Origin of the sequence: Secundilactobacillus folii (assembly GCF_009720675.1) — a bacterium.
GTDB classification, from domain to species: Bacteria; Bacillota; Bacilli; order Lactobacillales; family Lactobacillaceae; genus Secundilactobacillus; species Secundilactobacillus folii.
This window is the reverse complement of sequence record NZ_WNJO01000003.1, coordinates 84,830-108,828: the sequence shown is the minus strand read 5'-3', so window position 1 is coordinate 108,828 and position 23,999 is coordinate 84,830. Positions and strand designations below refer to the sequence as shown.

Annotated in this window: 24 protein-coding genes; 15 read left to right on the top strand and 9 right to left on the bottom strand. The window is 44.8% G+C overall.

The genetic code is table 11. The annotated features are described in order from the left end of the window. Nucleotides 1–20: 20 nt before the first annotated feature. Both GM612_RS03565 and GM612_RS03560 read left to right on the top strand, forming a co-directional pair. Nucleotides 21–719, top strand: a complete 699-nt coding sequence (locus GM612_RS03565; protein WP_246147531.1) for a matrixin family metalloprotease — start codon at nt 21–23, stop codon at nt 717–719. Then, the gene (locus GM612_RS03560; protein WP_246147529.1) at nt 716–1,468 is read left to right on the top strand and encodes an ion channel; all 753 of its coding nucleotides are present in this window, start codon (nt 716–718) and stop codon (nt 1,466–1,468) included. The genes GM612_RS03565 and GM612_RS03560 overlap by 4 nt, the downstream gene beginning before the upstream one ends. 49 nt (nt 1,469–1,517) lie before the next feature. On the opposite strand, the gene GM612_RS03555 is transcribed toward GM612_RS03560, so the two are convergent. Beyond that, nucleotides 1,518–1,862, bottom strand: coding sequence for an aggregation-promoting factor C-terminal-like domain-containing protein (locus tag GM612_RS03555; RefSeq protein WP_425500328.1), 345 nt, complete (start codon nt 1,860–1,862; stop codon nt 1,518–1,520). Between the two features lie 640 nt (nt 1,863–2,502). On the opposite strand from GM612_RS03555, the gene GM612_RS03550 reads away from it, so the two are divergent. From GM612_RS03550 to GM612_RS03525, 6 genes are all read left to right on the top strand, one after another. Continuing rightward, complete coding sequence (locus GM612_RS03550; RefSeq protein WP_173021220.1) at nt 2,503–3,666, top strand: betaine/proline/choline family ABC transporter ATP-binding protein; 1,164 nt, start codon at nt 2,503–2,505, stop codon at nt 3,664–3,666. After that, complete coding sequence (locus tag GM612_RS03545; RefSeq protein WP_155431014.1) at nt 3,663–4,295, top strand: ABC transporter permease; 633 nt, start codon at nt 3,663–3,665, stop codon at nt 4,293–4,295. Before GM612_RS03550 ends, GM612_RS03545 begins: the two co-directional genes overlap by 4 nt. 11 nt (nt 4,296–4,306) lie before the next feature. Further along, on the top strand, nt 4,307–5,239 hold the full coding sequence (locus tag GM612_RS03540) for an osmoprotectant ABC transporter substrate-binding protein (RefSeq protein WP_343031782.1): 933 nt from the start codon (nt 4,307–4,309) through the stop codon (nt 5,237–5,239). Continuing rightward, the gene (locus GM612_RS03535) at nt 5,239–5,889 is read left to right on the top strand and encodes an ABC transporter permease (RefSeq protein ID WP_155431013.1); all 651 of its coding nucleotides are present in this window, start codon (nt 5,239–5,241) and stop codon (nt 5,887–5,889) included. The genes GM612_RS03540 and GM612_RS03535 overlap by 1 nt, the downstream gene beginning before the upstream one ends. A gap of 195 nt (nt 5,890–6,084) precedes the next feature. Further along, nucleotides 6,085–7,440 carry a M20/M25/M40 family metallo-hydrolase gene (locus GM612_RS03530; RefSeq protein WP_173021210.1) on the top strand — a complete coding sequence of 452 codons (1,356 nt, stop codon included), beginning with the start codon at nt 6,085–6,087 and terminating at the stop codon, nt 7,438–7,440. A 390-nt stretch (nt 7,441–7,830) separates the two neighbouring features. After that, nucleotides 7,831–9,114: an O-acetylhomoserine aminocarboxypropyltransferase/cysteine synthase family protein gene (locus GM612_RS03525; RefSeq protein ID WP_155431011.1), complete on the top strand. Its 1,284-nt coding sequence runs from the start codon at nt 7,831–7,833 to the stop codon at nt 9,112–9,114. Nucleotides 9,115–9,237: 123 nt separating this feature from the next. Here the strand turns inward: GM612_RS03525 and greA are convergent, their stop codons facing one another. From greA to GM612_RS03510, 3 genes are read right to left on the bottom strand one after another with little or no spacing between them, the layout of a single operon-like run. After that, nucleotides 9,238–9,714 carry a transcription elongation factor GreA gene (gene greA / locus GM612_RS03520; protein WP_155431010.1) on the bottom strand — a complete coding sequence of 159 codons (477 nt, stop codon included), beginning with the start codon at nt 9,712–9,714 and terminating at the stop codon, nt 9,238–9,240. A gap of 15 nt (nt 9,715–9,729) precedes the next feature. Then, complete coding sequence (locus GM612_RS03515) at nt 9,730–10,284, bottom strand: cysteine hydrolase family protein (protein WP_155431009.1); 555 nt, start codon at nt 10,282–10,284, stop codon at nt 9,730–9,732. A gap of 19 nt (nt 10,285–10,303) precedes the next feature. Further along, nucleotides 10,304–11,422 (bottom strand): aminotransferase, encoded by a 1,119-nt coding sequence (locus tag GM612_RS03510; protein WP_155431008.1) that lies wholly within the window; start codon nt 11,420–11,422, stop codon nt 10,304–10,306. A 403-nt stretch (nt 11,423–11,825) separates the two neighbouring features. Here GM612_RS03510 and GM612_RS03505 point away from each other — a divergent pair, with 403 nt between their 5' ends. The 5 genes from GM612_RS03505 (at nt 11,826) to GM612_RS03485 (ending at nt 17,457) form a co-directional block, all read left to right on the top strand. Beyond that, nucleotides 11,826–13,007: an ROK family transcriptional regulator gene (locus GM612_RS03505; protein ID WP_246147527.1), complete on the top strand. Its 1,182-nt coding sequence runs from the start codon at nt 11,826–11,828 to the stop codon at nt 13,005–13,007. A 432-nt stretch (nt 13,008–13,439) separates the two neighbouring features. Beyond that, nucleotides 13,440–14,786 (top strand): xylose isomerase, encoded by a 1,347-nt coding sequence (gene xylA / locus GM612_RS03500; RefSeq protein WP_155431007.1) that lies wholly within the window; start codon nt 13,440–13,442, stop codon nt 14,784–14,786. Nucleotides 14,787–14,869: 83 nt separating this feature from the next. Then, a complete protein-coding gene (xylB, locus tag GM612_RS03495; RefSeq protein WP_155431006.1) occupies nt 14,870–16,378 on the top strand; it encodes a xylulokinase in 1,509 nt (502 codons plus the stop codon). A gap of 361 nt (nt 16,379–16,739) precedes the next feature. Next, nucleotides 16,740–17,018: a hypothetical protein gene (locus GM612_RS03490; protein WP_173021209.1), complete on the top strand. Its 279-nt coding sequence runs from the start codon at nt 16,740–16,742 to the stop codon at nt 17,016–17,018. A gap of 64 nt (nt 17,019–17,082) precedes the next feature. Then, a complete protein-coding gene (locus GM612_RS03485) occupies nt 17,083–17,457 on the top strand; it encodes a hypothetical protein (RefSeq protein WP_155431004.1) in 375 nt (124 codons plus the stop codon). Between the two features lie 56 nt (nt 17,458–17,513). Here GM612_RS03485 and GM612_RS03480 read toward each other — a convergent pair whose 3' ends face one another. From GM612_RS03480 to GM612_RS03460, 5 genes are all read right to left on the bottom strand, one after another. After that, nucleotides 17,514–17,999 carry a C39 family peptidase gene (locus GM612_RS03480; RefSeq protein ID WP_155431003.1) on the bottom strand — a complete coding sequence of 162 codons (486 nt, stop codon included), beginning with the start codon at nt 17,997–17,999 and terminating at the stop codon, nt 17,514–17,516. Nucleotides 18,000–18,098: 99 nt separating this feature from the next. Continuing rightward, a complete protein-coding gene (locus GM612_RS03475) occupies nt 18,099–18,731 on the bottom strand; it encodes a nuclear transport factor 2 family protein (protein WP_173021208.1) in 633 nt (210 codons plus the stop codon). 267 nt (nt 18,732–18,998) lie between these two features. Continuing rightward, on the bottom strand, nt 18,999–19,964 hold the full coding sequence (locus tag GM612_RS03470; RefSeq protein ID WP_155431001.1) for an alpha/beta hydrolase: 966 nt from the start codon (nt 19,962–19,964) through the stop codon (nt 18,999–19,001). A gap of 150 nt (nt 19,965–20,114) precedes the next feature. Further along, the gene (locus tag GM612_RS03465) at nt 20,115–21,317 is read right to left on the bottom strand and encodes an acetate/propionate family kinase (RefSeq protein ID WP_155431000.1); all 1,203 of its coding nucleotides are present in this window, start codon (nt 21,315–21,317) and stop codon (nt 20,115–20,117) included. A gap of 128 nt (nt 21,318–21,445) precedes the next feature. After that, nucleotides 21,446–22,087, bottom strand: coding sequence for a histidine phosphatase family protein (locus GM612_RS03460; RefSeq protein ID WP_155430999.1), 642 nt, complete (start codon nt 22,085–22,087; stop codon nt 21,446–21,448). A 261-nt stretch (nt 22,088–22,348) separates the two neighbouring features. On the opposite strand from GM612_RS03460, the gene GM612_RS03455 reads away from it, so the two are divergent. Both GM612_RS03455 and GM612_RS03450 read left to right on the top strand, forming a co-directional pair. After that, nucleotides 22,349–23,134 carry a carbon-nitrogen family hydrolase gene (locus tag GM612_RS03455; protein WP_155430998.1) on the top strand — a complete coding sequence of 262 codons (786 nt, stop codon included), beginning with the start codon at nt 22,349–22,351 and terminating at the stop codon, nt 23,132–23,134. Between the two features lie 61 nt (nt 23,135–23,195). After that, nucleotides 23,196–23,669 (top strand): S-ribosylhomocysteine lyase, encoded by a 474-nt coding sequence (locus GM612_RS03450; protein ID WP_155430997.1) that lies wholly within the window; start codon nt 23,196–23,198, stop codon nt 23,667–23,669. Nucleotides 23,670–23,999: the final 330 nt, after the last annotated feature.

Here is a 23,999-nt window from a genome sequence, read left to right as displayed (position 1 = left end):
TTTGAATGGGAGGTGTACTTTTGCGATTTCGTGGTTTAATTGGTTGGGGGACCCTTGCCCTTGCCATTATTTTTATTCCCATGTCAGTTGACAACAAGCCGTCGCCGGTTGATTTGCGTGCCGCTGTTTCTAACGTTGTTAAGACGGTCGATCCAATGTTAAAAACGACTACCCACCGGACAGTTAAAAGCGAAACCTCTGCTGATGAGACGCCCATTGAATCAATCGTTCAGGGACAGAATCTATCACGCACGTACTATTACCATTTTGATAGTAATGTCCCTGCCAGTGCACAAGCTGTATTTGAAAACGCCGTTAACGTTTACAATCAGACTGGCCTGGTGAAGCTGATTGCAGGTGAGGGCACTTCCAAACAAAATTCAGTTACATTTTTCGTTTACTCAAAAAAGACTTCTGGAAGTAATAATTCATCCGTGATGATCGAATCCGGGCACGGGGGACCGCAAATTACGCAGCAGACCGGTTGGGGAGCGTACACTGCCAACCATGCCCGCGCCGGACTTAACGTTTACTATCCGCGTCTGGCAATCAAACAATCCGTAGCCATTCATGAACTAGGGCATGCGCTTGGACTGGACCACAGTACATCACGCCAGTCTGTCATGTATCCGGTTGATCAAGGGGTCACCAAATTGTCTCAGGGCGATATTGAAGCGTTGAAAGCAATTTACGGTTCTGGGGAAAAGAGTAATTCATGATGCAAATGACGAAGACACAGCAGGCAAAATGGCTGGTTATTTACCATATCATTGTGGCTATACTGGCAGTTGCCTCCGCTACACTAGCTATCTTATTAATGCTGAACGTCAATATCGGTTCAGTTGGCAACTTCATATTTCAAGCTCTCTGGATCATTTTTTTGTTAGACTATCTAGTGCGCTTTGCGACCGCGAAGAACCGAAAGTGGTTTTTGATTGAAAATGCCTTTGATCTCATCGGTATTTTGCCCATGCACCCGGCATTTTCGCTGTTTCGGCTGAGTCGACTTGTAACAATGGTCCGGGTTCACCACATTTTCTGGCGGTTAGGTATCTCGGGTAAATGGACCCGGGACTTTCATCGTTTTACTTACGATACCGGCTTCATTTATTTGTTTACAATCAGTGTGGTTATCATTTGTTTTAGTGCCCTATTTTTTTCAATCGTAGAACATCAGTCGCTATCGGAATCAATGTGGTGGGCCATTACGACCGCAACGACAGTCGGTTATGGTGATGATTCCCCGCATACCGCGTGGGGGAAAGTAATTGCAACTGTTTTAATGCTTGGTGGTGTTGGTTTTATTGGTTTGTTAACCAGTACGATCACCGACTTCTTCACCGATCGGACAGGTCAGGAGTCACTTCAAGCCCAGCAAAACGAAGCCTTAACAAAACAAATCAAGCAGCTTTCCAGAGAGGTTTCCAAGTTATCAAAAAAAGTTGATAAACTTAATAAGACCAAATAAAAAAGCCCAGGCCAACCGCCTGAGCTTTTACTAATTATAGACTGTTATTTTAGTACCAGTGGTGATTCTGCCAGAACTTCTTAGCTTTAGTCCAAGTACCATAACGACCACTGACGTACTTGTTAGCAGTCTTTTCTTGGTTAACCGGACTAAGATCACCGTGTAAATATGATTTCAATAATTGATAACGACCATAACAGTTTCCGTTGCGAGCCGTGTAACTGTAACCCGATTCATGTTTAGCGATCCACTTTTTAGCAGCCTTCTGATTCTTTGAAAGGTTGGCGTTGATCTTAGCAATTTTCTTTGCTTGGCTGGCAGAAACTTTTGAAGAAGCTTGAGCAGTCGTTACTTGAGATTGAGCGCTAAAATTGGCAGTGACATCGGTCGCCATTCCAAAGGCAAAACCAAAGATTAACAAAAATGAAGCTATTTTAATTTTTATTTTTCCTTTTGACATTTAATTTATAATCCCCTTGTTTGTTACTAACTGGTGAATAGAATACACGCCGAATGTTTCAGTTATGTTAAGCGGTAATTACTATGCCATTAAATAAATCTGCTGCATGTAATATTTTGAAACGTAGCATAGAAGCTATTAGCCTTGTGAAATAAGGGTTTAGGGCCATTGTTTATAGAATTTATTTAGTAGTTAACTGAGAAATGTTGGGAAATAAAAGGCAGCGAACATTGTAATTGGTGCCCTTTATTGTCAATGATTGCTGATTTGCTAGATAGTGGGTGAATGTGATTGACCCCGACCTTGTGCGATTTGAAGTTACTTTGCGCTCAAGCTAAACTTAGTATCATCGATTTTGGTAATTTTCGCTTTAATCAATACCAACCATTTAAAATACAGATTCCACTTGCTTGCCCTTGTTGACATTGCTTGAGTGGACACCTAAATCAAAACAAACAGTGTGGGTTTGTCAATTAAGTTGCCAAAACAAACGTGTTACAATGAAAATATAACTTGATAGACACTTGTTCAAGATAGATATAGAGAGGATGGGATGAAGATCGCTTTTTTATCAATGGAACATCTCAACAAGACATATAGCGGCGGTAAAGTAGCCGTTGATGATTTTAGCCTTGAAATCGAAAAGGGGGAGTTTGTGTGCCTTATCGGGACGTCTGGTTCAGGTAAGACGACGACCATGCGGATGATCAACCGTATGCTGCAACAAACCTCCGGAACAATTAAATTAAATGGTAAAGATATTTCAGAATTGGATCCCGTTAAACTGCGCCGAAAAATCGGCTACGTGATTCAAAACATTGGCTTGATGCCACACATGACGATCCGTCAAAATATCACGATCGTGCCAAAATTACTTAAATGGCCGCAAAAGAAAATGGATGAACGAGCAAAGGAAATGATTAAGCTTGTTGAACTGCCAGAAGAATTTCTTGACCGTTACCCATCAGAGCTTTCCGGTGGGCAGCAACAACGGATTGGTGTGGTGCGTGCCCTAGCCGCTGATCAAGACCTGATTTTAATGGATGAACCTTATGGCGCGCTTGACCCAATCACCCGTGAATCCCTGCAAGATCTTATCAAGGATCTTCAGACCAGGTTAGGTAAAACGGTGGTTTTCGTGACCCATGATATGGATGAGGCGCTGAGCCTGGCCACTAAAATTGTCGTGATGGACGATGGTAAGATCATGCAGGTTGCTTCGCCTGATGAGATTTTACGCCACCCCGCCAATGAATTCGTAGAAAACTTAATTGGGAAAGATCGTCTGATTCAGGCTCGGCCAAGTATCACCACCGTTGGTCAAGTGATGCTGACAAATGCAGCATCGATCACCCCAGACAAGCTGCTTAAGGAAGCTTTGAAAACGATGCATGATCGGCGAGTCGATTCACTGCTGGTCACCGATGATGCTAATTATTTGAAGGGTTACATCGACATTGAAGATATCGACTATAACTTCCAGACAGCGACTAGTGTTGGCGACGTCATGCACGACGATGTTTTTTACGTGCAGTCTGATTCACTGGTTCGAGATACCGTCGAACGGATTTTGAAACGGGGCTTTAAGAACGTGCCAGTTGTTGATTCTGAACACCGGCTGGTGGGTATCGTTACCCGTGCTGCCCTAGTTGACATTGTCTATGATGCGTTATGGGGCGATGATGATAAGAGTGAGAGTAAGGCCGATAGCTCGCAACAAGGAGGTGCTGCCCAATGATGCACTTTTTGGCCGTTTATGGCTGGTCATTACTGGGTAAGACCTGGCAACATATTTACATCTCAGGAATCTCGTTAGGGTTGGGGGTTCTGGTTGCCGTCCCGGTTGGCGTGTTACTAACGCGAGTCAAGAACAGAGTGGCCAGCGTGGTGGTTTCTATCGCCAGTATGCTACAGACCATTCCGGCATTAGCGCTCCTAGCGTTCATGATTCCGATATTTGGTATTGGAGTGAAGCCAGCGATTGTTGCCTTGTTCATTTATTCGCTGCTGCCGATATTGCGGAATACCTACATTGGAATGAACGATGTTGATCCATCCTTAAAAGATGCCGCTAAGGGAATGGGTATGACCAATTGGCAGTCGATCATTAAAGTTGAAGTGCCGCTGGCTGGCCCGGTGATTATGTCCGGCATTCGTTTGTCAGCGACCTACGTCATTGCATGGGCCGCGCTGGCATCGTACATTGGTGCTGGAGGCCTGGGTGACTTTATCTTTAATGGACTGAATTTGTATCGAACCGATTTGATTCTCGGTGGGTCGATTCCGGTTATTATACTAGCGCTGATCGTTGACTGGCTGCTTGGCAAACTGGAAGTTGCCATCACGCCGAAAACGTCACAGGGATAGGGGGAGAGGACGTGAAAAACATCAAAAGATGGCTGATCATGTTGGGCTTCTCCTTATTGTGCGTCATTGGATTAGCCGGCTGTGGATTTCCAGGTCTAGCAGGATCTGGCAGCGATACGATTAGGATCGCGTCGCAAAATACAACTGAGCAGCAGATTATGTCTTATATGCTTCAAGATATGATTGAACATGATACCAAGTTACACACGACGATTATTAATAATTTAGGTTCTGGTACCGTTTCATTTAACGCCCTCAAAAATGATCAAGCTGATATTTCAGCGATTCGTTACGTTGGAACGGATTTAACCACGATTTTGGGTAAAACCGCGGATCGAAATTCAGCTCGGGCGACTCGAACAGTTAAAACAGCCTTTGCTAAGAAATACCATATGACCTATTTCCCAAGTTATGGATTCTCCGACACCTACGTGTGGATGGTGACCCAAAAAACGGCTAAGAAAGATCATCTTAATACTGTCAGTGATATGAAGCCAATTGCCAAGAATATGAATGTTGGGATTGATCAAATTTGGCTAAACCGAAAAGGTGATGGCTACGATGGCTTTCAAAAGGTTTACGGGTATAAGTTTGGACAAGTTCATCCAATGCAAATTGGGCTGGTATACGACGCTGTTGCAGCCGATAAAATGGATGCCATTCTTGGTTATTCAACTGACGGCCGGGTCAACAGTTATCATTTAAAGATGCTAAAGGACAATAAGCATTTCTTCCCACCGTATGATGCCAGTGCTGTCGCGACGGACAAAGTACTTAAAAAACATCCGGAATTGAGACCGGTTATTAATAAGTTGAACGGCAAGATCAGTTTGAAGACGATGCAACAACTGAATTACAAAGTCGATAATGATCTAATGGAACCGGAAGTCGTTGCCAAACAATTTCTTGAACAGCACCATTATTTTGAAGGGAGTGACGATTAATGGCCCACATGAATCTTTGGGAACAATTGATTTATTACTATGCTCATAATGGTAGTTATGTGCTGGCACAATTTAACCGTCATTTCTTGATCTCTGTGTATGGCGTGCTCATTGCCGCTATTGTGGGGATCCCAATTGGCATCTACATCGCTCATCATAGTAAGCTGAGCGGCGTGGTTATCGGCATTGCCAACGTGATCCAAACGATTCCCTCACTAGCGATGCTGTCGATCATTATGATTGGCCTCGGACTTGGCGTGAACACGGTGATCGTAACGGTGTTCTTATATTCGCTGTTACCCATCATTAAAAATACGGATACTGGGATGCGGAATGTGGATCCAAGTTTGTTGGACGCTGGTACCGGTATGGGAATGACCAAGACGCAGTTACTGCGGCTGGTAGAAATTCCGTTATCCCTGTCCGTGATTATGGCAGGTTTACGAAATGCCGTCGTCTTAGCGATTGGAATTACAGCCATTGGTACCTTCGTGGGCGCGGGTGGCCTTGGGGATATCATTATCCGAGGAACAAACGCAACCAATGGGAGTGCCATCATCTTAGCCGGTGCCCTGCCGACAGCTTTAATGGCGATTATTCTCGATGCCGTATTGGGTTGGGTTGAGAAAAAGGTCGATCCAACGGCGTGAATATTTAAGCCAGGTTACTTGGAAAAATTGGCTGACTTAATTTTAAAAAGGTGTTAAATACAAAGGCGAGACCTACGTGATGACAGTTAAGTGGGTCTCGTTTTTTTGATATAAAACTTGATTGCAAGCTGTACAACTCAATAAGAATGAACTAACATTTTAAGTTAAACAATTAACTAAATCGAGATGATTAAAGTGTCGAAGGAAGACCAGTTTATTGATGAACACTTAATTGAATTCCAGAATCACCTAAGAAAAATGGTTGCGTTTAAGTCAATCAGTGCAACGAACGAAGGAATTCCTGAGACGGTCAGTTATTTAACTGAGCTACTCAAAACTTTGTTGGATGCGAAGGTCGAAGTTCATACCACAAAGGGATCGCCCATTATTGTGGCAACGATGGGATTTCAAACGGCGCAATCAGTACTGCTCTATGGCCATTATGATGCGATGATGCCAGGCGATCGAAAGCTGTGGCACACTGATCCCTATGTGCTGACGGAAAGAGACGGCCGTTTGTTCGGCCGTGGTACGGGTGACAATAAGGGTCAATTACTGGCACAGATCTTTGGCCTTTACACTTATAAGCAGTTGCATGGTCGTTTCCCGTTTACGATTAAACTGCTGATTGATGGCGAAGAAGAGCAGGGCAGTCAGAACTTACCAGTGATCGTTAAACAATTGGCAAATACTGACCTGGCGGATGTTTGCTGTGCGATTATTGTCGATGGTTCGATCAACCAGTCTGGAGATCACGTGTTGCGGCTTGGTAACCGCGGTGCATTAGGATTTGAAATCACTGTCCAGACTGGCTCGAAGGATAATCATTCTGGGAATTTAGGAAATATTATGGAAAATCCTGTGTTAAAGTTAATGGCGGTACTGAATCGACTGTATGATGCCAACACCAACAGGGTTAAAATACCGCATTTCTACGATGGCATTCTCGAGCCAACGGCACAAGAAGTTCAGTGGATCGATCAGTTACCCTATGATCCAATGGCATTTCAGCAGCAAACCGGGACTTTTACATTGCCAAAAGAAAAACGGGTCTTTTATCGTAAACTGATGTTTGAACCAACGTTCAACATTTCGGGAATTGAAAGTGGTTATACTGGTGATGGTCTTAAGACCATTATTCCCCATACCGTGACCATTAAGGGTGACTGTCGCTTGGTTGCTGATCAGGATCCTCAAACGATAATCAGAGAGATCAATCAGCTACTGGCACCTGAGATCGCTGAAAAGTCGTTATCCATCAGTTATCCGGTGGTCACCCCGCCATCTAAGACGGCTAGCTCTGATTCGAAGATTCCCGCCATAGCTGCCGCGATTAAAGCAGCCACTGGTTCAGCTTTAATTGAACCTTCAATGCCCGGAACCGTCCCGAATTATATCTGGTCAGATATTTTAAAAGTCCCAGCTTTTACAATTCCATACGCCAATTTTGATCAGAATAATCATGCCCCCAATGAGAACATAACGGTTTCGGCTTTCAAGGATGGCATGAAGATTTCTTATGAACTATTAAAACATTTGCAGATCAAGTAATTTTGTTTGGTAGCTGCAAACATTAAAATAGTGGTTGACAGATGCCGTTTAACGGAATATATTAAAAGACAATTAGAAAACGAAATTCGGATGGGAATAGTAGCTGTTGAAGTCTTACAAAGCGACCTGTACTTGGTGAGAGACAGGAAGGACCAGAGACGGTGAATGAGCCCAGATTGAAGGTTAGCTGTTCACGCAACTGACTCGCAAGGATGCGTTACGATCCCAGACATCAATCGGTGTCGTTGAGGCAGTGAGTGAGAATTCGCTGTGAAAATGGGTGGTAACACGAAGCGTTCGTCCCATACTAGCTAGTAAGCTGGTGTGGGGCGAACTCTTTTTTTGGATTTCGGAGACTATAACTCACTAATTGGATGAAGGAGATCTTGAATGATGACGGAAAATAATCAGTTGCATTTTGAAACGAAACAGGTTCACGCAGGACAAGTCGTTGATGAAACGGGTGCACGAGCAGTCCCAATTTACCAAACGACTTCGTACGTGTTTAAGGATGCTGCTCAAGCTGCCGGTCGGTTTGCCTTGACCGATCCTGGCAATATTTACACTCGACTGACTAATCCCACAACGGCAGTGGTTGAAAAACGGGTGGCTGCCCTAGAAAACGGGACGGCTGGTGTTGCCTTGGCCACCGGTGCAGCAGCGGTGACGGCAGCCGTTCAAAACGTCGCCAGTGTTGGCGACAACATTGTGTCAGCCAGCACCTTGTACGGTGGTACCTATGATCTATTTAGCGTGACGCTGCCCAAATTGGGAATCACAACGACCTTTGTTGACCCAGATGACCCGCAGAATTTTGCCGATGCGATTGATGAGCATACGAAGGCGCTATACATCGAAACGATCGGTAACCCAGGCATTAACATTATCGATATTGAAGCGGTCGCTAAAATTGCCCACGACAATGGGATTATTCTGATTGCCGACAACACTTTTGGGACACCGTACTTGATCCAGCCCTTAGATTTTGGGGTTGACGTTGTTGTTCATTCCGCAACTAAATTCATTGGCGGTCACGGCACAACTATGGGTGGTGTGATCGTTGAAAACGGTCAATTCGATTATGCAGCCAGTGGGAAATACCCTGATTTCACAAAGCCTGACCCAACTTATAACGGTATCGTCTGGAATGATTTAAAACCAGCTGCATTTACAACTAAGGTTCGTGCCCAGACGTTACGGGACACAGGTGCGGCCATCAGTCCGTTTAATTCGTTCCTGCTCATTCAAGGCTTGGAATCACTTTCGCTGCGGGTAGAGCGACACGTAGCAAATACCGAAAAAATTGTGGACTACCTCGTGAAAAATCCCAAAGTTGCCTGGGTCAACTATCCTAGTCTTCCAGACAGTCCCTATCATGAACTGGCTCAAAAGTACTTTCCAAAGGGCACCGGTTCAATCTTCACACTTGGTTTGAAAGGTGGTGAGGCAGCGGGTAAGCAGTTGATTGAAAACCTTGATCTTTTCTCATTATTAGCAAACGTTGGCGACGCGCATTCCTTAATCATTCATCCAGCCTCAACCACACACGCCCAGTTAAACGAGGAGCAGTTGAAGCAAACGGGGATCACGCCAGATTTGATTCGGATATCCGTTGGTATTGAAAATGCTGATGACTTGATTGCGGATTTAGCCCAGGCCTTAGCAAAGATTTAAGCGTTGATGAAGACGATTTCTCAATTATAGAGTGGTCGGAAGTGCAACTCGACCAATCTTGGTGGACACAAAAAGCAGCGATAAGTTGAAGAAACTTGTCGCTGCTTTTTAAGTCGGATGAAACTACTGATCCGATTTTTTGACGTTCATAATTTTAACCTGATAACTACCGTTTGGCGATTGGATGGTGACCGTATCACCAGCAGTGTGGTCAATTAAAGCTTTGCCGATCGGTGACGATAACGAGATTTTATTGGTACCAATATCGGCTTCCGGATTACCCACTAACTCAAAGGTCTCCTCGGATCGATCATCGAGAAACTGCAGGGACACAAACTTTCCAATTTCAATGATACCGTTGTCGCTGGGCTCGTAAACTTTGGCGTAACGAAGTTGTTTGTCGAGGTAGCGTAAGCGACTTTCCAGATGGCGTAAATCGCGTTTAGCTGAAGAATATTCAGCATTTTCGGATAGATCACCAAGTGCGCGAGCAGCGGATAAAGCCTCGATTTTCGCCGGTCGATCCTTCTTCAACGCCTCAATTTCAGCTACGATACGGTCGTAACCAGCCTGTGTGACTTTGTTAAAATACGGTTGCATATCACCGACTCTTTTCTAAACAACTTGGTCGCCCAAAACGTGTTCAAAATGGTCTAGTGCCCAAGTTTGACCGGCAGGCGTTAAGGCCGCAACGCCATCTTTATGGACGATCACGTTATAGTTTAAATTATACGCATCGACTGCGGTATGCAGCACGCAAATGTCGGTGCAGACCCCCACCAAGTGCAGAGTGTCGACGTGGCGTTCGCGTAAACGAAGGTCAAGGTCAGTCCCGGCAAATGCACTGTAGCGGGTCTTGTCATACATATATACTTTATCATCTTTTTGGTGGGCTTCAAACCAAGGCTTCAGTTCACCGTAGAACTCACGTCCCCAAGTGCCACGCACATTATGCGGCGGAAACAGCTTGGTTTCGGGGTGGTAGGGATCATTTGGTGTGTGAACGTCGGTCGGTAAAATGACCCAGCTACCGTTTGCAACAAACTGGTTGGCAAGGTCAATAATGGTTGACTCCAACGCCTGTCCAGGTCCGCCACAGGTCAGGGCACCCTTATCATGAACAAAATCATTTGTATAATCAATAATCAATAGCGCTTCATTTGCTGCCATTTTCTTAGCCTCCGTGTTATTAATCGAATTGACGTAAAAATGCAGATAATTTCTTGAGTCCAGTTTTTAAAGTTGTTTCATCTGTACAATACCCTAAGCGGGCGTATCCTGGCAAGTCAAAACGTTCGCCAGGGACGAGTAAAACACCGGTCTCTTTTAGTAAGCGTAAGCAAAAGCTTTCAGTGCTTTCCGGAATGTCCAATTTGATACAAGAGGTTGAAACTGCTTGGGGCAAAATGACACTGACCCGTGGCTCTTGGTCGACCCAGTTTTTAAAGATTTCCAGATCATGGAGCACCAGTTTTTGGTTGTGTGCGAGGACTTGATCTTGATGCTGAAGAATGTAGACGGCTAGGATATCGTTCCAGACACCACCACAGATCATGGTGTAATCGCGGTATTTACGAAAGATGTCAGTTACTTCATCGTTGGCGATTACCCAGCCAATGCGGACGCCGGGGAAGGAGAAACTTTTGGACAGAGAATTGGTAACGATGCCGCGGTCGTACATGTCGATGATGGAAGTGAAGGCCTCAGGATGATCCAGAGGTAGGTAAACTTCATCGACGAGCACGTAAGCACCAACTGAGGCAGCGATATCAACGACCTGTTGCATGAACTCGTAGTCCAGTAAAGTACCAGTCGGATTGTTCGCGTTATTCAGGCAGATCATTTTGGTGTTTGGCCGAATCAATTTTTTAAGCTCGTCAATGTCAGGTCGCCAGTGGTCACTCTCGTGGATCCGCCAAAGGTCAACGTCAGCCCCCAGAGATCGGGGAATGTCGTAAAGCTGCTGATAACTTGGGTATTCACTGATCACGTGGTCGCCGGGTTCAATCATTGAGTAGAGCGCTAAGTAGTTCGCACCCGTGGCGCCGTTGGTCTGTAAGACTTGATTCGGTTTGACGTGGTGATACATCTGACTAACAAGCTGTTTGAATTCGGGCGAACCCTCAATCCAGCCGTAGTTCATTTGTGTGTTCAGCAGTTGTTCCGTTAACGCCTGTTCATTATCACCGTTAACTTTCAGTAACTCCGCCACACTCATTGATTTAATGGTGCTTTGTGAAATATCATATTTTGCTGACTTCTCCCACTGGTTAAGCCAGTTTTCGATCCCAAATTCTGCGATTTTCATGCTTGTGAAACTCCTTATTTTCTAAACTGTTAAAACTGAATTGGTTTGTTTCTCTTCAGCATACCCGAAAGCACGTGTGTCGTGCAATAGCTAGCGTAAAAGAGTGGGCGAATCTGCCACAAAATAAAAAGTTTTAGAGGAATCGCCCAAAATCTTATGTGAGTTATTAAATTCTGTCGTGGTAAGAAACCTGATTGTTCGGGTAATTCCTTATTCTTGAACGGTATCTAGTCGCTTAAAATGAACTTGGCTTTTCCTATCGGATGTCCACCTCAGACTGGTTTTTCGCAGCTTAATGATGTCAGGGCTGAAAGCGAACAATTATCAGAATTATACTTGGTAGCTTGTGGAGGATTAGTGTACAATGATTTTATGAATAATATTGGAACGGAGGGGCGTTAAGTTGGCAAATGCAATACGGAATCGAATGCAGCTACACCAACAAAATATTCAATCTGTGCTGGCACAGGTCTTTAATCATCAGCCAATCTCACGGATCGAAATTTCACGTAACCTGGCCCTCAATAAATCGACGGTTTCATCTCTTTACAAGGATTTAAAGGAATTAGGCTACGTCGAGGAATTAGGGGAAGGGGAGGCTTCAAACGTTGGTGGCCGTAAGCCGGTTCTGTTGGCAATCAATCGCCGTTACGGTTACACCTTAAACTTTGATTTTGGTTATCGCCATTTGCACATTATGCAAAATAATTTGTCGGGTGATATTCTTTCGTATAGTCAGGTCAACGTTAAAAACCTCACCTTAAACCAGATCTTGCCCTTGATTGATGAACAGATCGAAAAAGCAGCTAAAATGGGGAACACCAGTCACGGCCTACTAGGCATTAGTTTTGCGATTCACGGGACTGTTGATCGCAATCAGGTCACTTATTCACCGTTTTTGATTATGGACGATGTTGACTTGGCAAAACGATTTACCGAAAAGTATCAAGTGCCGGTATTGCTGGAAAATGAAGCTAATGCGGCCGTGGTTTATGAACGTGATTTCAACGCCAGCAATGAACACCTCAACAATATATTGACCATCAGTGTTCACCGTGGGATCGGTGCTGGACTGATTATTAATCAGAGTCTCTATCGCGGGACCCACGGCGAAGCTGGAGAAATTGGCCGTTCTCTGCAAGTTGGCGCGGGTGCGGACAATAATACAAAGAAAGTTGAGGACTACTGTTCCGAAGATGCCATAATCAATCAGATCAGTGAAGCTAAGGACAACATTCCGTTGAATCGACAAGACGTCGTGGAACTCTATCAGCAAGGTGATGAAGTGACTTCGCGAGCGATAGCAACCTTCGTAGAAAACATGGCCAAAATCATTGTTAATACCACTAATAGTTTTGATCCAGATGCGGTCTTCCTAAATTCGCCCCTGATTGAATCCTTGCCAGAATTAACTAGCAGAATTGAAACCGCTTATCAGGCAATGGTGCCGTCGATTTCGATTCCCATTAAATTGACCAAGAATTCGCACTATGCGACTCTACTAGGTGGCTGTGCTCTAGTCACGCGTCAGGTTCTTGATATGGAGGACTTTAAGCTGAATTTTGCGGCTCAGGCTAACGTTTAATGACTTTAGGAAAAAATGAGCGTGTCCAAATTTCGTTTAAATCACATAGTCTAGCAACTTAAAAGTGGGTTCTCTGAATTTCAGGGAGCTCATTTTTAGTATCACTATGTAGCAGCCATAGCCTGATATTTTATTTTAAAAGACGCGATTGTTATGCTAACTGTTCGCTGATACAGCATACGAAACAGGGTTGCTATCATGATAGTTTCACAAAGTGTTGATTTTTAAGCAAACTCTAAAAGTTCTCGCTTTCCGGTGAAATTATTTCAGCTTCTTTAGGACCTGATATAACAGTGATTTAGGAAAATCCTGCGAAGTATTTACTATCAACCACTTGAATTTTAAAATGTAAGCGCTATACTATATTTTGTGAGTTGGTTGTTTGAACAAACTAATTAAAACCAATTAAATAAATTTTAGGAGGCTGTTTTAATGGCTGAAGATTTATGGAACATGAAAAATATTGAATATGCTGGGAATAAAGATTTAGGTTCAGGTGCGCAATTCCACTACTATAACCCAGACGAAGTGATTGGCGGCAAAAAGATGCGCGACTGGCTTCGTTTCTCAGTTGCTTACTGGCACACCTTTGACCAACGTTTGGTTGACCCATTCGGTGACGGGACTGCCATGCGTCCATATGACAAGTACACCGATCCAATGGATAATGCGTTAGCCAAGGTTGACTACGCCTTTGAATTCTATCGTAAGCTTGGTGTTGACTTCTTAGCCTTTCATGATCGTGACTTAGCTCCTGAAGGTGACACCCTTCGTGAAACCAACAAGAACTTGGACAAGGTCGTTGACAAGATTGTTGAATACCAAAAGACTTCTGGAATGAAAGTTCTTTGGAACACTTCGAATCTGTTTACGAACCCTCGTTTCGTTGCCGGTGCTGGGACTTCTCCATACGCTGATATCTTTGCTTACTCAGCTGCCCAATTAAAGCACAGTCTTGAAATTGGTAAGCGGGTCGGCTCAGAGAACTACGTCTTCTGGGGTGGCCGTGAAGGTTACGAATCACTCTGGAACACCAACATGAAGCTGGAACAAGAACACGCTGCAAAACTGTTCCACATGGCTAAGGATTACGCGAACGAAATTGGTTTCGATGCTCAAATGTTACTCGAGCCAAAGCCTAAGGAACCAACAACTCATCAATATGACTTTGATGCAGCTACAACCATTGCCTTCATGAAGACGTATGGTTTGGATAAAGACTTCAAGCTGAACCTGGAAGGCAACCACGCTAACTTAGCTGGCCACACTTATCAACATGAGATCCGTGTAGCTCGTGAAGCTGGTCTGTTAGGTTCATTGGATGCTAACCAAGGTGACAAGCTGATTGGCTGGGATATTGATGAATATCCTTCAAACTTGTACGAAACCACTGCTGCAATGTATGAAGTGGTTCAAGAAGGCGGCATTGGCCCTCGTGGTGGCTTAAACTTCGATGCTAAGCCTCGTCGTTCATCATTTGAAGCTAACGATTTATTCTATGGCCACATCGTTGGAATGGATAGCTTTGCTGCAGGCCTGCGCGTTGCCTTGAAGATGAAGGAAGACGGCGTTTTGGACAAGATCGTTGCCGACCGTTACAGTTCATACAAGTCAGGTATCGGAGCCGACATAGAGTCTGGCAAAGCAACCTTCAAGACGCTTGAAGATTACACATTAGACAAGACCCAAGCAGATCTGCGTGCTGCAACATCCTCAGATCACTTGGAGCAAATCAAAGATATTATCAACCACTACATCGTAAACGTTTTAGGTAAATAATGTCGTTTAAAGAAGCAGCCAGTGGACCGTTTGTCTGCTGACTGCTTTTTTGCTGATATAATAGGCAAAAAGGAGATAAAGTTATGAGTGAATACGTACTAGGCGTGGACTTAGGTACCAGTGCTGTTAAGGTCTCCGCAATGGATCGCAGTGGCGAGATCGTCGCTCAGCAAAGCTTTGATTACCCACTGATCCAGTCACGTCCGGAATACAGTGAACAAAATCCCGAAGACTGGATCTCTGGCACAACGGTTGCCATTGTGCGGCTGATTTTGGATGATCATATCAAGCCCGCTGAAATTTCAGGGATCAGTTTTTCCGGGCAAATGCATGGGCTGGTTCTGCTCGACGAAAACAACCAAGTTTTACGCCCTGCTATCTTGTGGAATGACACGCGGACGACCAAGCAGCGTAAAGAAATTGAAGCTAAACTCGGTAATAAGTTTATCGACATCACAAAAAACCGGCCACTAGAGGGCTTTACCCTGCCCAAGATGCTCTGGGTCAAAGAAAATGAGCCAAATATCTGGTCAAAGGCCAAGACCTTTTTATTGCCAAAAGATTATGTCCGTTATCGCATGACTGGTCAGCTCGCGATGGATTACTCGGATGCAACTGGGACCGTTTTACTCGACGTGAAAAATGGGCAGTGGAGTCAAGAAATCTGTAATGCATTTGATATTCCGATTTCCATGTGCCCACCACTCATGCAGTCAGTGGATTCTGCCGGGCACATTTCTGATAGTTATGCGATCTTTTCTGGCCTAGACACCCACACTGAAGTCTTTGGTGGTGCTGCGGATAACGCGGCTGGAGCTGTTGGTGCCGGCATTCTTTCGCCTAACATGGTGTTGTCAAGTATCGGCACGTCGGGGGTCGTTTTGAAATACGAGGAAGATCCTAACGTGGACTACCACGGCGTGTTGCAATTCGAAGATCACGCGATTCCAGCTTCCTATTATTCAATGGGCGTGACGCTGGCTGCTGGTTATTCTTTAAACTGGTTCAAACGAACATTTGCTCAGGAGCAATCGTTTGACGAGATGGTTGCCAGTGCCGGTGATTCACCAGTTGGCGCTAACGGGTTACTTTATACGCCCTACATCGTTGGCGAACGGGCGCCGTATGCTGATGCGGACATTCGCGGGAGCTTTACTGGCGTTGACGGCACCCACAAGAAGCATGATTTTGTCCGTGCCGTCATGGAAGGCATTATCTTTTCGTTTAGAGATATCATGGATATCTATGATCAAAACCACAAGGAATTTGATACCGTCGTTGCGATCGGGGGCGGGGCTAAGAGCCCGCTATGGTTGCAAATTCAGGCTGATATTTTCAATAAAAAAGTGGTCAGCCTAACTAACGAACAGGGGCCTGGAATGGGTGCCGCGATGATTGCTGCTGTCGGTCTCGGCTGGTTTAAAGATTTCCAAGAGTGTGCGGAGAAGTTTGTTCACTTTGGTAAATCATACGTTCCAAATCCAGAGAACGCGGAAAAGTACGCGCAGCTTCATCAAATTTACAGTCAAGTTTATGAACAAACAAAGTCGATCAGTCAGCAGCTCTTGGCCTATCGCCGTGCGAACGATTAACCGGTGGCGAAAATGTAAATAGCACTCAAAGGGGAAGGCGATTTCAGCACCTTCCCCTTTAAATTTAAGGCGTTTTTCAAGCCAAGATTTGTCACGACCACTTAAATTTAGAATTTATAAATTCATTTATTTTACAGTCAAATTAATTTTAAGTTAAAGATGTGTATTTTCTACTGATAAGGTTGAATTTTACTAAAATACTGAAGTATACTGTCAACCAATGTGAGTTTTTAGAAAGTAGGGGAATCTTATCGCAACAACACTTATCTTTCAGCTGCCAGTCTACATTGATTGGCTCGACCGTCATAATCAGCGTCATACCACATCTGGCCATCAGCTGGAGTCTGCAATCAACGAACTGTTGCTTTCACAGAGTCCTTGGACGGATGAGTGGCTAACTGACGTACCCTATACTTCAAGTCGACAGAAAGGTGTGGCGAAGTTGGCTGCCGTTCGTGCGGACCACCAACATCACCGTGCCATTTTAACGATTCGTTATCGACAACCGGTGATGAGTGGTCGTGACAAGGGACAGTTGGCCGAAATCGTCGCTGTATTTCTCAAAACGGTCATGAATCGCTTCTGTCAGCGGACGGTTTTTGGAATTGAGGATGCTCGGCTTGCGGTTCGGATTGCGTAAATGAGATTCTGTGAGACTCAACATTAACTATCAATTTAATCTGATCAGAGGAAGTGATCGTTACATGTCTCTACCTGAACTGGAATCTGACGAAATTATCGACAAGTATGATTTGCCGAGTTTCGACCAAGTACTTGACGCATTGGCATTTCCTCCAGCCACTTTGGAGCGGGACGTCGCGAGTCAAAAGGATTTCCACAAAAAAGGCAATAATCCGCCAAGTTACTCCAATGTGCGCAGTGTCAGAGAAGTCATTGAAGATGCTTATGATGATTTTGTTCAAAATTTGTATCAAAGCGGCCAAAAGGAGCGGTCAAACGCTGATATAATGAGTCAATTTAGACAGAAATTAAATCAGGATCTAGCAACTTTAGTGGTTGTGAAAAATACCGGTCGTGCTTACTTAGCCGATCCCAATGCTGATCCAATTAAGGTGTAAAAAGAACCTAAGGCACTTACCTGAGCCTAGTCAGGCAGGTCCCAAAGGTCCTTTTTTTATACGGTAATTGCGCGGTTACCAAGGCGTTGACGAATCCTCGCAAAGCGCTCATTACTTAATCTTTCCATTTTTTCTGTCCAGCAGTCATTCACCAGAACGTGAGTCTCATCGTAGCCAATCAACGTCAGTGCGTGGGTGTGAAAGCCATCGAATTCTCCCACCCAGATGACCACGGGGTGACCCTGATCGATTTGTCGTTTCAACGTGACCAAGTCAGCGCCAGTTAAATCAGTAGCGCTACCAGCATACTTAGTGATTAGACCAACCAGTGCAGGTGGATAAACGGTGTTGCCGTCATCAGTGAAAGGATCACCCACGAAGCCTGCTTCTGGGTCTTGATCACTGTGGGGCATTTCACGTGCTAATTGGACTTTCGACACTCTAGCGCCCAGGTACTGCAGCATCATGGTCACCGCTGTAATTTCGCAGCCAGTGGGTAACTCCGGTCGTTGAGCAATGAGTGGCACATTTAGTTTTGGCATTTGGAAACTCCTCAAATAAATATTAGAATGGTTCAGCTTCAAAGTCTTTCTTCTAACTTAAGTGTTACATGCCAGCTGCCAGCTGTCCAGAGTCATCGGTTACGAGAAGATCCATTCGCTGGCATCGTTGTATAATTTTTCAACAGTTTCTGGTTTGTCGTCACCAGCCTCGTCATTACTACCTTCCATTCCAGTTCGCGCAAGTACGTAGCACAGTCCTTGATAGCTCTCACGATAGGAAGCCAGTTCTTTGGTGTCAATGTTGATTGGCAGGCCAGGAACGACCGGTACCAGTTCGTCGCGTTCGTAGATGCAGTCACCGCTCAGAATCTTCCACACGCCGTTTTGTTTTTCCAAGCGGGTGAAGATTCGGGCGTATGAATGCAAATCCAGTTTCTGTCCGTCCACTTCGATTCGTGGGGAAAGCATCATGACCGACATTTCAGCAATTGCTTTGTCGCCATTGAGCCAGACAGTTGTGTAGAAAATCTTGTGCTTGGCACCGCCACCATTAGCTTTTGCAACAGATTCGAAATAACCTTTAGCAGGCCCGTCATACCAGGAGACATGAATTATAGCATCATCACTGTAGCAGGCAGCTTCAAGGTCATAGTGGTTGTTGTCACGTGCCCAGCGTTCGTATTCCAGTAGTTCACGAATTTCGGCGCGGTCAGCAATTGCTTGTTTATCGCTTTGATCTAAAGCGATGTCGTAAAATTTTTTATCAGTCATTTTCATTTTCTCCTTAAAGGGTGATTACCTGATTGCCCGATTCATTGGTAATCCTATAAAAGATTTTCATACCAGATACGTCTTATTTGCTGGTGAGCAGTTCATTTCAAATCTGGGTATCTGTATGAATTGATTCTTATTCTAGGTGTTGAGCAAACAAAATAACACCCTAGTTTGTTGTCAAAATAGGGTGCTTTGTCACAAATCATTTACTTTTGTTTCAGCTTCGTCTTTGATCTAAGTACGTCTTGCCGGTCAGATTTCAATTTAAGGTGTTTTGTCCTGCCACAAGAACCTTAAGATCCATTGGCGGACTGCTTTGTTATCTTGATGTAGCGCAAAATGAGATGCATTCTGGCCGGTTATTTCTTCTTCCTGATAGGATTTTGCCCGCCCAGTCACCAAGTATCTTAACGACCGAGCAGATGCTGTTGAAACCGTCCCATCAGAGTTATGGCCGCTGCCAACGTTGCCAAATAAGTTAAGAACGGCTACCTGCTGCGGAAACTGGTTACGCTTCTGAAGTAGCGTTCGATATTCAGGATGAATAATGGCAGGTTTGCCATTGGTGCCGACATGGTTCAAATTTTCCGAGTCATCCCAAAGTTTCAGTTCCCACCTGGGCACCCGGTGTTCCCAATGATAACGTCGCCGAGCTAGGATACCATCGAACGGTCCAGCAATTGTGATCAGTTTGTTCATTTGGGGCTGATTGCCTGCTTGGCTGAAATACTCCGCGTAGTAAACGGCCGCGTAGGCACCCATTGAGTGACCAACTAGATTATAGTTTTCAACCTCATACTTAGTTTTGAGCTCAGCCAAAACCGCCTTGAGCCACTTAGCATCCTGTTCTTCTCCGGCAACGTTATTGTTAAATTGAACTAGAATAATTGGATTGTTTTTATTTTTTAGAGTGCCATGAATATTAATTTGGCCGTTAGCACGGACGTAGACCGTTAATCCCCAACTGGCTTTTTTAGCTTTCACGGCTTCCGCCACCATGGGTCGTTCAGAAATTAATTTACCGCCAACTCCGTGAATAAAGATGGTGGGAATGTTTTGTTTTTGATTGGTTGAATGAATCTGTGTGCTGGAACTAGATGACATCGTTTTCATGGCCACGGCTTTATCATCACTCGATTTTACGTTGAGTTGATGGACCCCAAAGCCCATTAAAAATACCGCAGCCAGCATAACTATGCCAACCAGCAGCTGAATATGACGTTTTCGCATGCGTATTCCTCCAAGAAAGTCTGGAAATCAAGTATGCCAACTTTTCATCCTAATTTCAACCCCCCCAAACCCTGTAAAAACAGAAAAGTCCGCCAGAAAACGGCGAACAGTTCTTTTAGGTTATTGGTTTAAATTTTTCTAATTTATCCGTTAAAGTACATTGTGATGCTGGGTTAAACGCTGGACATCACGCGCAATCATTAATTCTTCGTTTGTTGGTACCACCATGACGGTGACGGGGGCGTCATCAGGACTGATAATGCGTTCCTTACCCCGAACGTTATTGCGGTCTTGATCGATCCTAACGCCAAAGTAGCTGAGCTGATCAGCAATTCGCTGCCGCATCCCAATTCCGTTCTCACCGGAACCAGCTGTGAATACCAAGGCGTCTAGGCCGTTCAGTTCCGCGACGTAGGTACCAATGTAGCGGACAACTCGGTTCGCAAACATGTCCAGGGCTAATTTAGCCTGCGGATTTTTAGCTTCAGCTTCTTCCAAATCGCGTTGGTCTGGGGAGAGTTGAGAAACCCCCAGCAAACCAGATTTATTGTTTAAAATGGTGATCATTTCGTCCATATTGACACTCATTTTTTCAGCTAAGAAGGCTACTAGCGACGGGTCGATGTCGCCAGACCGGGTGCCCATCATCACGCCCGCTAACGGGGTAAAGCCCATTGAAGTATCGATGACCTTGCCGTGGTTAAAGGCGGAAACGGATGAACCCGAGCCTAGATGCAGGGTGATCATCTTTAATTCAGACAGCGGTTTGCCTAAGATTTCTGCAGCCCGATTAGCAACGTAACGGTGACTGGTACCATGTGCCCCATACTTACGAGCACCGTATTGTTGATAGTATTCGTAAGGAATTGGGTAGAGAGCGTTGATCTTTGGCATCTTGGTGTAAAGCGACGTATCAAAGACCGCGACCTGATGCGCATCAGGTAATAATTCCTGGAAAATGTGAATGTATTCAGCTTCAATCGGATTATGCAACGGTGCATACTGCGCCAAATCGCGAATTTGTTGCAATACCTGATCAGTCACCACTGTTGAATCCGTGAACGTTTCGCCACCAGCCACGATTCGGTGACCAATCCCCGTAATTTCGTGCAGGTGATGGACGATGCCGGCTTCTTTTAGATGTGAAAGAACCATGGCAGCCGCCAAGTGATAATCAATATTATCCTTTGTCTCCTGAAATTCCTCAGCGCCTGGCTGTTTGACCGTAAAAATCGACCCAGGTAGATTTAAGCGATCGACCAAGCCTGATGCGATAACGGTCTCATCAGGCATTGAAAATAGTTTCCACTTAAGAGTTGAACTTCCTGCGTTGATTGCTAAAATTTTTGTCATGGCTTTTTCCCCACCTCATTATTTTCTGGAACGCTATGTATAGTCTAACGAAGAGTGTAACCGTTTACAAGTGAAAGGGAAAAGAATCCTGTCATCGTGACAGAATCCGTTAAATGTTCATAAAAATGCTATTGGTTATAGGCTTCAAACGTGACCTGATCAGCTTCAACGTTGAGCTCACTCACGCCACCGTTGGCAGGATAATTATTGGTCGTATCAACGCCCAAATAGTCGGCTAACGTCCGAATCAAGGTGCCATGGCTCACTACCAGCACCTTTTCGCCTGGTTGACAGTCCTCACGCAGCGCTTGGAACCCCTCCCTCAGGCGCACTAAGACCTCTTCGTAACTTTCAGCAGTGTGGGAGGGGTCGCTTTCCTTCATTGCATCACGAACCGTTTGCATGCCATTGATGGCCAGCAGGTCTCCTTGACTGTGTTTTCCATACGGTGCTGCGATCCCAGCCCAGATGTCATCAGAGTTTAAGCCCTCAAAGAAGCCAAAGTTAACTTCTCGAAATTCGGGGAACGAACCGAGCTCCATGGGGTTTTGGTGGAGCTCCTCCAAGATAATATTTCGCGTCTTGACGGCTCGGCCTAAATCGGATGAAAAAGCGCGGTCAAAGTTGATACCCTGAAGCTTTTCGGCAGCGGTTTTAGCTTGCTTAATGCCCTCATCAGACAGATCTGAATCGATCCATCCCTGCATGCGATTAAACGCATTGAGCATGGTACTGCCATGACGGACTAGGTAGACGGTGAACGAATTCATATTGAATTAACCTCTTTCGTTTTTAATAATGGTTATATTGTGGCTGAATTCGAGTTATTTCGCAAGCTTATCGACTAATTCTGTGCATTTATAGACGGGTGTCACATCACTAAGATTCACCTGTTGGTTGGCAAATGCACGCTGCTGGCTGACTGTGCCAGTTTAAGATAGTTGTTCACATTCCTTTCAAGATCCGAAAATAAATATCCTTTACATTCTAAAAACCAGAAATTATACTTGTGCATAAACGGAGGGGACTCTATGAAACTAACGATTTCGCTTGCACAAATGAACGTTGCCTTTGGTCAGCCTGCAGAGAATTTCTCACGTCTTGAACCGTTTGTGGCCCAAGCTGCGGATGAGCACGCTGATATTGTTGTCTTTCCAGAAATGTGGAACACCGGCTACGACTTGACACGACTGGCAGATATTGCTGATGTCAATGGTGCTCAGACTCAACACGTCCTGTCGAGCTTGGCTGAAAAGTACCACCTGATGATCCATGGCGGTTCGGTAGCTACTGAACGACATGGGCACTTTTATAACACGACCTATGTGGCTAACGCTGACGGTCAGATTATTGCTAGTTACGATAAAGTGCACCTGTTTGGCTTGATGCACGAGGATGATTACTTAACTTCGGGGAACGCCAAGGACCGCTTTGAAGTCAAATCAGTTCCTGCCACCAGTGTTATTTGCTATGACATTCGCTTCCCAGAATGGCTGCGGACTTTGAGCTTGACGGACAGCCGGGTGATTTTTGTCCCAGCAGAGTGGCCGACTCCGCGGATCGCGCAGTGGCGAAAACTATTAGCTGCGCGAGCGATTGAGAACCAGAGCTATGTTGTGGCGGTCAACCGGGTTGGCTCCGACCCTGATAATCATTTTGGCGGTAACTCAGTTGTGATTGATCCACTTGGAAATGAAGTTTTGCGTCTCGATGATCAGGAGGGGTTGCAGACCACAACGATTGATATTGCTGCCACCGATAAGGCCCGCGGTTTCATGCCAGTGTTTGCTGACCGCCGTCCAGAATTATATCAATGACGTCTCAGATGATTTTGAGTTATAATAACCGATGTACTAACTGATTACAAGGAGGATTTTCATGGCTAAAGTAGAAAGTTTTCAACTTGATCATACTAAAGTTAAAGCACCATACGTTCGTTTAATTACCGTTGAAAAGGGCGGTAAGGGTGATGAAATTTCCAATTTCGACCTTCGTTTGGTTCAACCAAATGAAAATGCCATCCCAACTGCAGGGCTGCACACGATTGAACACCTATTAGCAGGTTTACTGCGTGACCGCCTTGATGGCGTCATCGACTGCTCACCATTTGGATGCCGGACTGGCTTCCATTTGATCACCTGGGGCACGCCAACGACCACTGAAGTCGCTAAGGCGCTCAAGAGTTCACTGGATGAAATTGCCAACGACATTGAGTGGAAAGACGTTCCAGGAACGGACATTACCAGTTGCGGTAACTACCGCGACCACTCATTATTCTCGGCAAAGCAATGGTCACGTGATATCTTGGCAAAGGGTATCAGTGATGATCCATTTGAACGCAACGTGATTTAGTTTAATCATGGTTAACGGATGCAGGGCGATGGCTCTTCATTTTTTATTATCCAGCCACTCAAGATTTTACCAGGTGAATCAATGCGAAATACACAGAGATTTCTCAGTTCTTCGAAGAACAGCTGAAAAGATTAAAATTTAATTTATTGCATTGTGCAGCTGATAAAAGGTTATTTTTTGTTAAACAGTAAAAGGTCATAGCAACTGTTCTGAGGCGATTCGTTTGGAGTCGTCTTTAACCCCACAGAAAATGGAAAGCCTCCTGCTAACTTATCTAATTTTGAAATCCTCGGTTGACAAACATTTTCAGACAGTGTAATTTAGAACCAT

Bases quoted from the DNA above. Each gene is read 5' to 3' on its own strand.
- GM612_RS03560 (WP_246147529.1), top strand. From the start codon at position 716: ATGATGCAAATGACGAAGACACAGCAGGCAAAATGGCTGGTTATTTAC.
- GM612_RS03555 (WP_425500328.1), bottom strand. From the start codon at position 1,862: ATGGCGACCGATGTCACTGCCAATTTTAGCGCTCAATCTCAAGTAACG.
- GM612_RS03550 (WP_173021220.1), top strand. From the start codon at position 2,503: ATGGAACATCTCAACAAGACATATAGCGGCGGTAAAGTAGCCGTTGAT.
- GM612_RS03545 (WP_155431014.1), top strand. From the start codon at position 3,663: ATGATGCACTTTTTGGCCGTTTATGGCTGGTCATTACTGGGTAAGACC.
- GM612_RS03535 (WP_155431013.1), top strand. From the start codon at position 5,239: ATGGCCCACATGAATCTTTGGGAACAATTGATTTATTACTATGCTCAT.
- GM612_RS03525 (WP_155431011.1), top strand. From the start codon at position 7,831: ATGATGACGGAAAATAATCAGTTGCATTTTGAAACGAAACAGGTTCAC.
- greA (WP_155431010.1), bottom strand. From the start codon at position 9,714: ATGCAACCGTATTTTAACAAAGTCACACAGGCTGGTTACGACCGTATC.
- GM612_RS03515 (WP_155431009.1), bottom strand. From the start codon at position 10,284: ATGGCAGCAAATGAAGCGCTATTGATTATTGATTATACAAATGATTTT.
- GM612_RS03510 (WP_155431008.1), bottom strand. From the start codon at position 11,422: ATGAAAATCGCAGAATTTGGGATCGAAAACTGGCTTAACCAGTGGGAG.
- xylA (WP_155431007.1), top strand. From the start codon at position 13,440: ATGGCTGAAGATTTATGGAACATGAAAAATATTGAATATGCTGGGAAT.
- xylB (WP_155431006.1), top strand. From the start codon at position 14,870: ATGAGTGAATACGTACTAGGCGTGGACTTAGGTACCAGTGCTGTTAAG.
- GM612_RS03485 (WP_155431004.1), top strand. From the start codon at position 17,083: ATGTCTCTACCTGAACTGGAATCTGACGAAATTATCGACAAGTATGAT.
- GM612_RS03480 (WP_155431003.1), bottom strand. From the start codon at position 17,999: ATGCCAAAACTAAATGTGCCACTCATTGCTCAACGACCGGAGTTACCC.
- GM612_RS03475 (WP_173021208.1), bottom strand. From the start codon at position 18,731: ATGACTGATAAAAAATTTTACGACATCGCTTTAGATCAAAGCGATAAA.
- GM612_RS03470 (WP_155431001.1), bottom strand. From the start codon at position 19,964: ATGCGAAAACGTCATATTCAGCTGCTGGTTGGCATAGTTATGCTGGCT.
- GM612_RS03465 (WP_155431000.1), bottom strand. From the start codon at position 21,317: ATGACAAAAATTTTAGCAATCAACGCAGGAAGTTCAACTCTTAAGTGG.
- GM612_RS03460 (WP_155430999.1), bottom strand. From the start codon at position 22,087: ATGAATTCGTTCACCGTCTACCTAGTCCGTCATGGCAGTACCATGCTC.
- GM612_RS03455 (WP_155430998.1), top strand. From the start codon at position 22,349: ATGAAACTAACGATTTCGCTTGCACAAATGAACGTTGCCTTTGGTCAG.
- GM612_RS03450 (WP_155430997.1), top strand. From the start codon at position 23,196: ATGGCTAAAGTAGAAAGTTTTCAACTTGATCATACTAAAGTTAAAGCA.